Raw genomic sequence first — 13,313 nt, forward strand, 5'->3', positions numbered from 1 at the left:
AAGAAGGGAAACTGAAATGCATATCGTAGATGGTGCATTATCAACTGAGGTTTTGATCGGCGGCGCGGCTATAACAGCTGTTGGTCTTGGTCTTGGTTTAAAGAAACTTAACATTGAAAACATTCCGACTGCGGGTGTTTTAAGTGCAAGTTTCTTTATTGCCTCCCTTATTCATGTGCCATTGGGACCTTCCAGTGTTCACCTTATTTTAAGTGGCTTAGCCGGGTTGGTTCTCGGCTGGGCTGCTTTTCCTGCCCTGTTTGTCGGATTATTGTTGCAGGCCGTGTTCTTCGGCTTTGGGGGATTGACCGTCTTGGGTGTAAATGCGGTGAATATTGCGCTTCCTGCTGTGATCGTTTATTTCATCTGCCGTCGTGGTGTGTTAAGTGAAAATCGCACTGTCGCGGCCCTTTGGGGCGCGTTTGGTGGCGGATTAGCCATCGCCCTGACAACTGTTTTTGTTGCGATTTCGCTTGCGTTAACAGGGGATGAATTCTTTGAGGCTGTGAAGCTGGTTCTTTTTGCACATGTGCCGGTTATGATTATTGAAGGCGTACTTTCGGGTATGGCCGTCTTGTTAATTCATCGTGTGAAGCCTGATTTATTTCAGGTGGCCACACGGGCCGTTTAGGACGGAAAAGATTTACATGTTCAAATATATAAAGAAAAATATGGCAGTTACCGCTTTAGCAGCAACTTTATCTATTGCTGTTGTGGTGCCTGCACATGCGCATAAGGTTTTGGCTGACGCTTATGCCAGTGGTGATATGATTGAAGGGGAAGTTGGTTTCTCTAACGGTGATATGGCTAAGAATGTTCGAATTGAAATCGTCGATGTTGATGGCAATCTTTTGGGTGAAGCAAAAACAGATGAAGATGGTATCTTCTTCTTTAAACCAACTCAAATGGTAGAACATGTATTTCGTGCTGATCTGGGCGCGGGGCATGTGGCAGAATTTTCTGTTGCCGTTGAAGATTTGCCTGAGATTAATGGGCAAACAGTGCCTGTGACAGCAACAAGCTCTTCGGTCACACAAACATTGACTGAATCTTCGGGGCAAGCAGCGTTAGCTGCGCAAGTATCTTCTGCTGATTTACGTAATATCCGTCAGGAAATGAAATTACTTCGTAAAGAGATTGCTGCCTATAAAGAGAAAAATGATTTCCAAACCATTCTTGGTGGATTGGGATACATTTTCGGTCTTTGTGGATTGTATTTATTTTTCCTTGCTCGTAAGGAAAAGAAGAACATGACTAAAGGATAACAGGGATGAGTGAGATTTTAGATGTCGAACAGCAAAGCTGGACCGACTCTCAATCCACAGAACAAGAAAGTTTTCTGCGTTCGCTTGACCCACGTGCGCGCGTGGTTGCGTCTGTCATTTTTTCTGTTACCGTTGTCAGCCTGAATAATTTGGCAGTGCTGACAGCGGCCCTGTTTTTCGCCATTGCTTTGATGATGTCGGCACGTATGCCTGCAAGTAAAACATTAAAGCGTATGGCAGCAATGGACGGCTTTATCATCTTTATGCTCGTGATGCTGCCTTTCACTATGAAAGGCGAAGCCATGTTCGATGTATTCGGTTTTGCTGCATCCTGGGAAGGTTTATGGAAAGCCATAGCGATTGCCTTGAAAGCCAATGCCGCTGTTTTATCTTTGATGGCTTTGGTTGGATCTATGGAATCTGTAACCTTTGGTCATGCGCTACACCGTTTGAAGGTACCCACTAATCTGGTGCATCTATTACTATTCACTGTGCGTTATATTGAGGTTCTCCACGAAGAATATCAACGTCTTCGTAATGCGATGAAAACAAGGGGCTTCCGTCCGCGTAACAGTTGGCATACCTATCAATCTTTTGGCTATTTAATTGGTATGATGTTAGTACGTGCTTTGGAAAGATCTGAACGAATTTTAAAAGCAATGAAATGTCGAGGCTTTGCTGGCCATATTCCGATGTTGAATGATTTTCAATTTAAAACGCGTGATATTTTCTTTAGCCTGTTTTTTGCCAGTGTTTTAATCAGCTTAGTCCTGTTGGAGGTTTTTAATGTCCTCTCTTATTAATTTAAAAGATATTCATTTTGCATATCCGTCTCGTCCACCTGTTTTAAACGGTGTGGATTTGAGCTTATCAGCAGGTGAGCGTCTTTGTCTTACAGGTTCTAACGGCGCTGGAAAAAGCACATTATTTCAAATCATTGTTGGGTTGCTGCATCCGACACAAGGTGACGTTTTTGCCTTTGGGCAATCACGTAAAGTGGAAAAGGATTTCCATGAAGTACGTCGTCTTGCTGGGTTAGTGTTTCAGGATCCAGATGATCAATTATTCTGCCCAACAGTTGCTGAAGATATCGCTTTTGGGCCCATGAATTTGGGAAAAAGCAAAGAAGAAGCCATGGCGATTGTGGATACAGTTTTACAGCAAATCAATATGACCAAGTTAAAGGATCGTATTACGCACAAGCTTTCAGGTGGCGAAAAGCGCCTTGTAACACTTGCAGCTGTACTTGCGATGGGTCCGGAAGTATTATTGTTGGATGAGCCTACCAATGCGGTGGATGAGGCAGGTACAGAACGTCTTGTTGAAATCTTAAATGAATTACCACAGGCGATGATCGTTATTTCCCATGATCCACATTTCCGCCAGAAGGTCGCAACGCGTAGTTTACGTTTGCAAGATGGTAAATTATTCGATCCGACACCTAAATGCGATCATGCGCAAACAGATATGCCTGAGGCGATTGCTGTATAAGTTAGGCGAAGTTTTAGAGATTAAAAAAGGGAAGCATATGCTTCCCTTTTTTAATCGATTTCAACTTCTTCATTATCAGTTGAGGCCAGTTCCAACCAATGATGGGCTTTCGCCATATCGTGATGCTCTTTTTCTTCCAACTCTGCCATGAGACGGCATAGACGAGGGGAAGGTGTTTTATTTTCTTGTGATGCCTTATCTATCAAAGGTGCTGTTTGCTTACGCGCCTCGCCCCATAACGCAGCATCAAGTGCAATACGTGCCATCGCAAAATGACTTTCCGCATGATCCTGATTTGACTGGGTCAGTTTCTCAAATCGTTTGACTTGTTCTAATTCGTTCACAGAAGTGTTCAAATCTTTATAGGTATAAGCAAGTGCCGCATTCGGCTTTAGTTTCCATGCGTCTTCAATCAGTTTTTCTGCTTTACGTAACTTTCCATTCGCTAACAGTAAACGTGCATAAAGCGTAACTGCAGGGGCTAGCGACGGGTCAACACGGACCGAACGTTTTACCAGATTTAAGGCGATGTCTTCGTTACCTTCGTCGCGTGCAATGCGTGCTTTTTGCATCAGAATTTCTGCTTTGCGCTTTTTGCCTTCTTCCAAAGGAAGAGCCTTTGCCTTAATTGCTTCTTCAACTGTTTTAAGCGCACCATCCCAATCTTTGGCATCATCTTGTAGTTCAAGAAGCTCCGTTAGGACCCAAGGCGTATCGGGACGTAAGTCATGCGCTTTTTGAGCAAGTTCCAATGCTTTGTCTTGGTCACCCTCTTTGGCTGCTTGCATCATCAATCCGCGAACACCAAGAAAGGCTGCTTGAGGATGATCCAGCATTGCCTCAAAGAACTTCTCTGCAGCTTTTTCGTCTCCATTTAACTGAGCTGATTGCGCAGAAAGTAACATGGTTAAAGGTGGATCATTTAATAGCGTATTAGCCTTTCGTGACTGACGTTGAGCTTCTAATTTGTCACCTGCTGCGACGGCAACAAGCCCTTGTGTTAGGGCACGATACCCTTTTTCCCGACGGGACAGGGCGCGATTTTCTTGAAATTGTTTGGGGGCTTTGCGTATTGCACGATAAAGACTAACGACAAAATAAAGCGCCACGACCAAGATTAGCAATGCAAGTGCCATGATGCCGATAGAGGCATCCACGCGCCAACCAGCCAGTTCAATTGAGATATGTCCAGGTTGTTCGGCTAACCAGTATCCAATCGCGGCTAGTATCGCTATTTTAGCAAAGATAAAAAGACCACGGATCATTGATCATTCTCCGTCGTATTTGGATTGCTAAGAATGGCATTACTTGCGATTTGACGAATACGAGCAAGGTATGTTTCTGCTTGATCCAGTTTAGTTGCTGCTTGGATCCAATCTGCTACATCCTGACGTTCTGTAGACAAGGGGGATAGAATTGTAATCGCAGCTGATAAGTCTCCGCGTTGTAGTGCAATTTCCGCGCGACTAATTGGTGGTGCATTTTCATCTTCGCCCACACGACGGACGGAGATTAAATTCTGTAAATTGTTTAATGTTGCATCCATCCATGCAGCTTCTCCAGCATCGGTGCGATGGGATTCTGGATTGGCAGCGACCTCACTATAGGTTCTTTGAAGTTGATATAGGGTAGGCACTCCATCTTCAGAAACACGTTGTAGTTCATTCAAATCATTCAGAATTTCGTCCTGTCCCGCAACCTGTGCTCGAAGTGCTGATATATAGCTCTCTAAAGGTCTACCTTTTTGTAAAGCGTCGGACATTTCCATAACACCAATCAGCACAGCAATTGATTGCTGACTGTATTGGGGGGCGGTGATAGCCTGAGAAGGTATATCTGCCAACTCATCAAGCGAAGCTTTATATGATGATAAATCATCTTGAAGTTTTAGTAACTTGTCTTCCAGATTGAGTTGGGTATCTGCAATCAAGTTATTAACCTGATCAACTTGTTTTCGAAGATTTTGTATCTCCTCATTCAAGGGAGAGAGATCAATGCTGGTTCCATCTGCCGTCTCTGTGATGATTGGAATAGCATCTACTTGTTTCTGTAAGCCAGTAATCGCATTTGAAACTGATGATAGCTCTTTACTTATGAGCGCGGAAACGGATTCCTCCGATATAGTATTGTTACTAGATGATTGAATTGCAGTCGATAAGGCTGTCTGAAGCTGTTCAATACGTTCTTGAAGAGGGGCGATAGCTTCTTCAATTTTTCCTTCCACGGCATTTTCATTTTTTGCCGCCGCCAGGTTAGGTGCCAAACTGGACATTAATGGGTTTAAAGCTTTTTCAACCGTTGGCGACCAATAAGGTTGTAAGACCAAGGCGCCAGCCAGTGCGGCAATACTTATCAAGGAAAAGGTCGATACTTGTTTTTTGATAATTACAGGTTCTGCATCGCTGTTATTTGAAGAATGGTTGGAAGCATTGTTGGTATCTTGATCGGATTTATCAATCACTTCCCCTTCGATAATCGGCGAATCTTTCTCTTCATTAACCTTTTCAGATTTATTGAAAGTTGCTTTTTCTTCTATTGCCGCCTTGATGATCTGGTCTTTATGGCTTTCAGGAATGTGATTGCGAGTTTTCCAGCCTTGAACGGTGCTAACTGCCACACCGACCTTACCCGCCATAGGGCGAATGCCACCGAAACCATCGATGATTTCTTCTGCACTATAATCGCTCAGTAGATTATCATAATTGTTGTTTTCTTGATCATCGGTAGCAGGTGTATCTGTCATCAGAGCATCCAGTAAAGTGAGAAGGTCATTCTGAGTAGGTTGTTTAGCAACTTGAATATCAAGCCAGTTTTGATGCTCAATTTTCGTGGCAACGTTCTGGCTAAGGCAAATTGCCGTTACTGTTTTAAGAGTTTCGCCTAAATTAGCTTTTTCTACAAGAGTTGAAAAACTTTCAGCCGTACGAGGGGAATAAAAAAGTACGCATCGTACGCGTGCATGAGCAAGAGCTTCAATAACGTCAATAGACAGCTCTGTCGCTTTGATTGAGTCATATAATGTGGCGCGACAATATGTGAAGCCACCTTTTTCAAGCAGGTTGGAGAGGTCACCTGCAAGCTTGCTACCGGCGATATGAGTTACGGATCCATTTTCCGGATTTAATTTTTTCTTAATTAATTCAGCTAGTTTATCTACATCACCAGCTGCGGTTTCTATCTGCTTGAAACCTGCATCTCTTGCTTCTCGTGCGGTTGCATCGCCAACAGCATATACAGGTAAGCGAATGTATGTATGTTTGTGCTTTTCATTGGATGTGAGCGCACGTACACCATTGGCAGAAGTCAACACCAAGGCTTGTGATTCAGTTAACCAATTAGAGAACTCTGCCGGGGGATCAATATAATTGATTTTCAAAAGCGGGGAAGAGAGTGAGGCGTAACCGCGCGTATCAAGAATTTCCAGCAAGCTTGCTGCATCTTCTTTCGGGCGCGTGACAAGAACAAGACTGTTCGGATGTTCTATCGTGTTATTCACCGAAGAAATTCTCTCCCATCTGTGCTTTTACTTTTTCGCCAATGCGACTACCAAGATCAAATGCATCTTCTGTTGCAGCAAAGTCTTCTTCCAGAATTTGGCGTTCACCATTATAAGATAAGGCCATCCCGCGTAATCGCAAGCGTCCATCGTCCGTAAATTCAGCCAAACCTGCAATTGGTGTGCGGCAAGATCCATCCAATTTTGCTAGAAATGCCCGTTCGGCTGTCACACGGATAGCGGTTTTTTCGCAGTTTAATGGATCAAGCAAAGCTTGGGTTTCATCATCGCCTTTGCGCAAGGTAATGGCAATTGCGCCTTGGGCAACAGCCGGTAAGATGTCATCAACCTCCAAAGCAGATGCCACAACTTCTGTCATATCCAAACGATTAAGCCCTGCCATGGCCAAAAGAGTTGCATCAGCCTGACCTTCCTCCAATTTACGTAGGCGTGTTTGCACATTCCCACGGAAGGTTACGACTTTCAGGTGAGGATACTTTCCAAGTATTTGAGCCTGACGGCGTAAGGAAGAGGTACCAACAACAGCTCCGTCTGGTAGATCAGCTAAAGTTTTTGCCTTTGTACAAATAAACGCATCACGTACATCTTCACGTGGTAAAACAGCGCCAAGTTGTTGGTCGGCAGGAATTTGGGTCTCTAAATCTTTCATGGAATGAACGGAAATATCGGCACGACCATCAGCTAATGCTTCATCCAATTCTTTTGTGAACAAACCTTTACCACCCACTTCGGACAACGGGCGATCCAATATCTTATCACCTGTAGTTTTTAATTCCACGATTTCACATTGAAGATCGGGATGAGCGGCTATTAATTTGTCGCGTGTTTCATAGGCTTGTGCCAATGCAAGTGGAGAGGCACGAGTACCGATTTTTAGAATTTTTGCCATGAAAAACCTATTATTTGAGAAGTTGAAATTTGCCTGTTGTTGAAACAGGTAAAAAATGCAATTTTCTATGAAACAAGCTGTAGCCTATTTGGACCTGATAGGCTACACCCTTCTGGCAAAGTTACAGAAGAATTTTAAAGATTTTTGAGCAATTTGAATGTTAGTCCTAGGTATAGAAACATCTTGTGATGAAACCGCAGCAGCTGTCGTTTCTGCAAAGGACGACCAATCCAGTGGTGAAATCCTTTCAAACATAGTTTTATCGCAGTTGGATGATCATCGTCCTTATGGTGGGGTAGTGCCTGAAATTGCGGCGCGTAGCCATTTAGACCATATGGACAGTATTGTGGATCGTGCTCTAAATGAAGCCAATCTTGAATTAAAGGATTTGGATGCGATCGCAGCAACGACAGGGCCAGGGCTTATCGGTGGTGTGATGGTTGGTATGATGACAGCAAAGGCATTGGCACTAGCTGCTAATAAGCCATTTGTGTCAGTTAATCATTTGGAAGGCCATGCTTTGACTGCACGTCTAAGTGAAGATGTTGCATTTCCATATCTATTGCTCCTCGTATCTGGTGGGCATTGTCAGATCCTTTGTGTTCGTGGTGTCGGGGATTATGAACTTTATGGATCTACTATTGATGATGCTGTTGGTGAAGCATTTGATAAAACAGCCAAATTGCTGGGTTTAGAATATCCAGGCGGGCCAAATGTTGAAAAGGCTGCCATGAATGGTGATCCGTATCGCTTTAAATTGCCGCGCCCCATGGTAGGGCGTCCTGATTGTGATTTTTCTTTTTCCGGGTTGAAAACAGCGGTGCGTCAACAGATTGAGAAACTTTCTGAAGATGAAAGAGATGCACAAGCGCTTGCTGATATTTGTGCAGGCTTTCAATTGGCTGTTGGTGATGTATTTGCTGATCGATGTCGTCGTGCAATGGAACGTTTTCGTGCCGAATGTGGGGAAGGTCATGCACTCGTTGTCGGAGGTGGTGTTGCTGCAAATAAAGCATTACGTGCTGTTTTAACGGATGCTGCAGAAGCTCAAAATATGCGTTTCGTTGCGCCGCCGGTGAAGCTATGCACAGATAATGGCGCTATGATTGCCTGGGCGGGCTTAGAACGTTTCCGCCGTGGATTAACCAGTGATTTAAATGTCGCTGCAAAACCCCGTTGGCCACTTGATAGTTTAAAGATTGACTAAGAGAAGAAAAAAATGACTGCACTCAAAACAGCTGTGATCGGTGGTGGTGCCTGGGGAACTGCTTTGGCTTGTGCATCACGCCGCGCCGGGTCTGATGTGATCTTATGGGCACGTAACGCGCAGGTTGTTGAAGATATCAATGAAGGTCGTGGTAATCCGTTGTATCTGCCAGATACGCGTCTTGACGCAGGCATTCGTGCAACAGGTAATATGGAAGAAGCTCTTACCGCTGCTGAGGTGATTTTGCTAGTTGTACCTAGCCAGCATATGCGGAAGGTAGCTGAAGAGATGGCGCCTTTCGTTGCCGGAAAGGCTATCGCCTTATGTTGTAAAGGGGTGGAGCAATCAACGGGGGCATTGATGCATGAAGTGGCGCAAGAGGTAATGCCTGAGGCACATATGGCCATACTTTCTGGGCCAACCTTCGCTTCCGAAGTTGCCATCGGACTACCAACAGCAGTAACTGTGGCTTCACGTCATGAAGTATCCCGTGATTTAATTATGAAAGCGATTGCTGCCCCTACTTTCCGTCCTTATCCGACAGATGATTTAGTTGGTGCTGAAATTGGTGGGGCTGTTAAGAATGTTTTAGCAATTGCATGTGGCATCGTCACCGGAAGAGAGCTTGGTGAAAATGCGCGTGCCGCACTTGTTACACGGGGATTAGCAGAAGTTATGCGCCTTGGTGAAAAGTTAGGTGCAAAGCCTGAAACGCTTATGAGCCTATGTGGGTTAGGAGATTTAGCGCTTACTTGTAATAGTCCTCAATCCCGCAATATGTCTTTTGGGATTGAATTAGGTAAAGGGCGTAGCGTTGAAACAATTCTTGGGGAACGTCGCGCTGTGACCGAGGGAGTTTGGTCTGCAGCTTCTGTCACTGATCTTGCCCGTAAGTGGGGTGTTGATATGCCAATCTGCGACGCGGTTAATCACATCGTTACTGAAGGCGCTGATATTGGTGAAACGATCCGTCAATTGTTAAACAGACCGTTTCGTGGGCAAGATTAAGCCAGTTTAACGTAGATAGTCTTTTAGGTACTTACTTATCCCATCGCGGATTTTTAGATTCATATCATTAACAGTGTCTTCAATCAGGTCGAACCATACACGTTCACGATCTGTCAAAGATATGTCTTCCGGTACAGTGATGCTGCGACTTACTGTCGCATTTGATGAAGCACTTCCGCCAAAGGCATCTTCAATTCGAATTTCTACAGTTAATTGAGAAATATATTTTTCCGACTGCTCTGTGGTAAATGTGCTTGTAATACTTGCATTATTAGAGAGAGGTTCCTCTATAATCGATGCTTCAGATATTATGATTTTTGCGGTGCCGGAGTGACCTACTGACTTAAAAACGTCCTTTGCCCATGTCGCAGTTGTTCCTAACATGGAGATCGGCGTTTCATGTTCTATATTAGGGTGCTGTAATGGTGGTTGATAGGCTTGCAGAACTTCAATAGCGGCAACGTCTAAATCAACCCTTTGAAGATGCGTGTAGGTAAGATCAGGAAAGTTATGTCTTTCCACTTTTGTTGAACAAGCCGCTATCAGAGTAATGATGCTTATTACAATGAATGATTTGACTGTTTTGTGCATATTATTTCCTCGTCATTACCTTCCAGAAACGCTGAGTTACACTATGAACAAATTCGCCCATAATGGTCAAGAGATCACTATGGGCGTTGACATCACATACTTGAAATGAATATCAGTGTTTGGTTTTCATTTGGGCGATATCTTGATCGTTGAATTCGTAAGTAGTGTTACAAAATTCACAAGTCACTGCGATCTTGTCGTTTTCCATCGCATGTTCTAGGTCATCAGCGTTTAATTGCAAAAGAGCACCCGATACTTTTTCGCGGGAACAACGGCAGTTAATATCTAGCGGTTTCGTATCATAAATACGAACGCCATCTTCATGGAATAGGCGATAGAGAAGGTCACTTGCACCTAATTTTTCATCGGTCATTTCTTCTTCAGTTGCACTTTTCATCAAAGTAACAGCACGCATCCATTCTTCTAAGGCTTCACCTTCCATGGATTTCATAATGTTACCACCTTCTTCTGGCATCTTTTGAAGCATGATACAGCTGGATCGCCAATTGCCATCTTCACCTTTGCCAGCGGCTAAATGCACACGGGACGCTAACTGATCTGATTGCGCAAAGTAATGACCCACAGCCTCTTCCAAAGTCTTACCACGAATTTCCACGATGCCTTGATAGCGTTCCATGTCTTTGCCTTGATCCACTGTGAAGGCCATATAACCTTTCTCCAGTAGAAATAGGACAGGTGCACGCATGCAATCATCGTAATCAGGTAGATCTTTATCAACTTTGATATAGCCACGTACATTACCGTCACTGGTGACATCAGCAACCATCATGGAAACCGGGCCGTCGCCTTTCGCTTGTAATGTAAAGACACCATCATATTTCAATGCAGTCGCCATTGCTGCGCCTAGTGTTAGGAATTGTCCCAATAAGACCTGTGCCGGGTAAGGGACTTCTGGATGACGTTTCAGGATAGTATCAATTGATTTACCCATGCGCACGATACGGCCATTAATACCGGATTCTTCGATCATGAACGGCAATACCATATCGTCGGTGAGTTTTGTTGTATCAGACATTTCGAACCTATTTCTTTTTTTGCTTTTGTAGCTATTTGAAATTTAGTGCCACAAATAAGCAGCTTGGGGCCTTTTTCAAGACCCCAAGCTTTTATTAGCATAAGCCAAGTTTAACCTTAGCTTGTCTCGTTGTAAAATTTGGGCGCCTTATAACGCATCCAAGCAATATGCCAAGACCCCTTTTTGAGCATGAAGGCGATTTTCTGCTTCATCCCAAATTACGGATTGTGGGCCATCAATAACTTCTGCTGTTACTTCATTGCCACGGTAAGCTGGTAAACAATGCATAAAGATAGCATCAGATTTTGCGCGTGCCATTAATCTTTCATCAACTTGGAAAGATTTAAGTAAGTTGTGACGCACAGGCGCATCTTTATCACCCATTGACACCCATGTATCAGTTACAATGCAATCTGCACCTTCAGCTGCGGGTTCCGGACTATGATAAACTTCAATATTGCCACCTTCAGCTTTTGCCCAATCAATAACATCTTGCGGTACAGGTAATTCTTCAGGTGTTGCCAAACGCAAGGTAAAATCAAAACGTACAGCAGCGTGAATAAAGCTTGTTGCCATGTTGTTGCCATCACCAGACCAGGTAATTGTTTTTCCTTTGATGGAACCGCGATGTTGTTCATAAGTCATAACATCAGCCATCAACTGACAAGGATGTGTGCGATCTGTCAGGCCATTAATCACAGGTACGGTTGCATATTCCGCCAATTCCAAAAGTTTATCTTCTGTTGTTGTACGGATCATAATCGCATCTACATAACGGCTTAGAACACGTGCCGTATCGGCGATACTTTCACCATGGCCCAGTTGGGATTCAGATGGTGTGATAACAACGACTTCACCACCCAATTGCTTCATACCAACGTCAAAACTTAAACGCGTACGTGTAGACGGTTTTTCAAAGATGCATGCAAGTACTTTACCTTCTAATGGTTTTTCTGTGCCGCGTGCATTACCCTTACGAAATGCATTGCCAGCATCCAGCATAGAACGTAATTCAGTTTCTTGAAAATGATCAAGATCTAGGAAATGTTTTGGAGAATTTGTCATGACCTTAGCCCTCCAGCTTTTTAGCCGCTGCATCCATAGCAGCATATGCTTCGTCAATATGTTCTTTTTCAATAATCAATGGTGGCAATAGACGGATGATATTATCCGCGGCACCAACAGTTAGTAAGCCTTCATCCTTGAAAGCTGAGATAACTTTGATTGCTTCAATGTTTTCTGCATTGGCCTGAAGCCCGATCATTAAACCTGCGCCACGCCAACTTGTGAAGATCGAAGGATGATCAGAAACGAGTTGATCTAATTTATTTTGTAGATAGCTAGCTACTTCTTGAACATGGTCAAGGAAACCATCTTTCTCAGTCACATCCAAAACAGCATTGGCAGCAGCCATAGCCAATGGATTTCCGCCATATGTTGTGCCATGAACACCAGGTACCAAACCTTTTGCAGCTTCTTCAGTTGCCATAAAACAACCCACAGGGAAGCCACCACCAAGACCTTTTGCCGTTGCAATTGCGTCTGGCTTAATATCAGCCCATTCATGGCCCCACATTTTACCAGTACGTGAATTACCACATTGGATTTCATCGAAGATCAATAGCAGACCGAATTCGTCGGCTGCTTCGCGTAGACCTTTTAGATATTCCATGTTAGCTGGACGGATACCGCCTTCACCTTGGATTGGTTCGATTAAGATCGCAGCAGTTTCTTCTGTAATTGCACTGCGCAATTCATTCAGGTTTCCAAATGGAACATTGTCAAAACCGTCAACGGCTGGACCGAAACCTTCAACATATTTTGGGTTTGCCGCCGCAGAGATTGTCGCAAGTGAACGCCCATGAAAGGCACCTTGAACTGTAATGATCCGCCATTTATTTGGATTGCCATCTACATAGTGATAGCGACGGGCAAGCTTGATCATCCCTTCCATGGCTTCAACGCCAGAATTGGTGAAGAAAACACGATCTGCAAAACTATTTGCAGTTAAGCGTTTCGCCAATCTCTCCTGCTCTGGGATATGATATAAGTTACTGACATGCCAAAGTTTTGTTGCCTGATCTTGCAATGTCTTAACAAGATGTGGGTGACAATGACCTAAACCATTCACTGCGATACCCGCATAAAAGTCCAAGAATCGTCGCTCTTTCTCATCGAAGAGATACACCCCTTCGCCCCGGACCATAGCTTCTGGGAACCGTGCGTAAGTGTTCATCACGGCGCTTGTTTCGTGCGCCAATGTCTCTTGAGATGACATAAAAAACAGACCTTTCTGATTTCTTGGAGTT

The 13,313-nt window shown here is 44.0% G+C and carries 13 protein-coding genes; 6 read left to right on the forward strand and 7 right to left on the reverse strand.

Translation table 11 applies throughout. The features are described 5' to 3' along the window. Positions 1–16: 16 nt before the first annotated feature. From cbiM to ACOQOA_RS02190, 4 genes are read left to right on the forward strand one after another with little or no spacing between them, the layout of a single operon-like run. Entirely contained in the window at positions 17–631 is a 615-nt protein-coding gene (gene cbiM / locus ACOQOA_RS02175) for a cobalt transporter CbiM (protein ID WP_420547024.1), read from the forward strand. 16 nt (positions 632–647) lie between these two features. Beyond that, positions 648–1,265: a cobalt ABC transporter permease gene (locus ACOQOA_RS02180; protein WP_420547025.1), complete on the forward strand. Its 618-nt coding sequence runs from the start codon at positions 648–650 to the stop codon at positions 1,263–1,265. 5 nt (positions 1,266–1,270) lie between these two features. Beyond that, a complete protein-coding gene (cbiQ, locus tag ACOQOA_RS02185; protein WP_420547026.1) occupies positions 1,271–2,068 on the forward strand; it encodes a cobalt ECF transporter T component CbiQ in 798 nt (265 codons plus the stop codon). Then, positions 2,052–2,756 (forward strand): energy-coupling factor ABC transporter ATP-binding protein, encoded by a 705-nt coding sequence (locus ACOQOA_RS02190; protein WP_420547027.1) that lies wholly within the window; start codon positions 2,052–2,054, stop codon positions 2,754–2,756. Before cbiQ ends, ACOQOA_RS02190 begins: the two co-directional genes overlap by 17 nt. 50 nt (positions 2,757–2,806) lie before the next feature. Here ACOQOA_RS02190 and ACOQOA_RS02195 read toward each other — a convergent pair whose 3' ends face one another. The 3 genes from ACOQOA_RS02195 to hemC are packed head-to-tail and all read right to left on the reverse strand — an operon-like array spanning position 2,807 to position 7,162. Then, positions 2,807–4,021: a heme biosynthesis protein HemY gene (locus tag ACOQOA_RS02195; RefSeq protein WP_420547028.1), complete on the reverse strand. Its 1,215-nt coding sequence runs from the start codon at positions 4,019–4,021 to the stop codon at positions 2,807–2,809. Next, positions 4,018–6,252, reverse strand: a complete 2,235-nt coding sequence (locus ACOQOA_RS02200) for a uroporphyrinogen-III synthase (protein WP_420547029.1) — start codon at positions 6,250–6,252, stop codon at positions 4,018–4,020. Before ACOQOA_RS02200 ends, ACOQOA_RS02195 begins: the two co-directional genes overlap by 4 nt. After that, complete coding sequence (gene hemC / locus ACOQOA_RS02205; RefSeq protein WP_420547030.1) at positions 6,245–7,162, reverse strand: hydroxymethylbilane synthase; 918 nt, start codon at positions 7,160–7,162, stop codon at positions 6,245–6,247. Before hemC ends, ACOQOA_RS02200 begins: the two co-directional genes overlap by 8 nt. Before the next feature lie 157 nt (positions 7,163–7,319). Here hemC and tsaD point away from each other — a divergent pair, with 157 nt between their 5' ends. Then, positions 7,320–8,369 (forward strand): tRNA (adenosine(37)-N6)-threonylcarbamoyltransferase complex transferase subunit TsaD, encoded by a 1,050-nt coding sequence (gene tsaD / locus ACOQOA_RS02210; RefSeq protein ID WP_420547031.1) that lies wholly within the window; start codon positions 7,320–7,322, stop codon positions 8,367–8,369. Positions 8,370–8,381: 12 nt separating this feature from the next. Then, a complete protein-coding gene (locus tag ACOQOA_RS02215; protein WP_420547032.1) occupies positions 8,382–9,377 on the forward strand; it encodes an NAD(P)H-dependent glycerol-3-phosphate dehydrogenase in 996 nt (331 codons plus the stop codon). Positions 9,378–9,383: 6 nt separating this feature from the next. Here the strand turns inward: ACOQOA_RS02215 and ACOQOA_RS02220 are convergent, their stop codons facing one another. The 4 genes from ACOQOA_RS02220 to ACOQOA_RS02235 all read right to left on the reverse strand — a co-directional run bounded on the left by ACOQOA_RS02220 (position 9,384) and on the right by ACOQOA_RS02235 (position 13,282). Then, a complete protein-coding gene (locus ACOQOA_RS02220; protein ID WP_420547033.1) occupies positions 9,384–9,968 on the reverse strand; it encodes a hypothetical protein in 585 nt (194 codons plus the stop codon). Between the two features lie 112 nt (positions 9,969–10,080). Next, entirely contained in the window at positions 10,081–11,004 is a 924-nt protein-coding gene (locus ACOQOA_RS02225; RefSeq protein WP_420547034.1) for an Hsp33 family molecular chaperone HslO, read from the reverse strand. Positions 11,005–11,151: 147 nt separating this feature from the next. Then, positions 11,152–12,069, reverse strand: a complete 918-nt coding sequence (argF, locus tag ACOQOA_RS02230) for an ornithine carbamoyltransferase (RefSeq protein WP_155156886.1) — start codon at positions 12,067–12,069, stop codon at positions 11,152–11,154. 4 nt (positions 12,070–12,073) lie between these two features. Further along, a complete protein-coding gene (locus ACOQOA_RS02235; RefSeq protein ID WP_420547035.1) occupies positions 12,074–13,282 on the reverse strand; it encodes an aspartate aminotransferase family protein in 1,209 nt (402 codons plus the stop codon). Positions 13,283–13,313 lie beyond the last annotated feature (31 nt).

The organism is Curvivirga sp. (genome assembly GCF_965219885.1).
In the GTDB taxonomy this organism is placed as follows: Bacteria; Pseudomonadota; Alphaproteobacteria; order UBA8366; family Aestuariispiraceae; genus Curvivirga.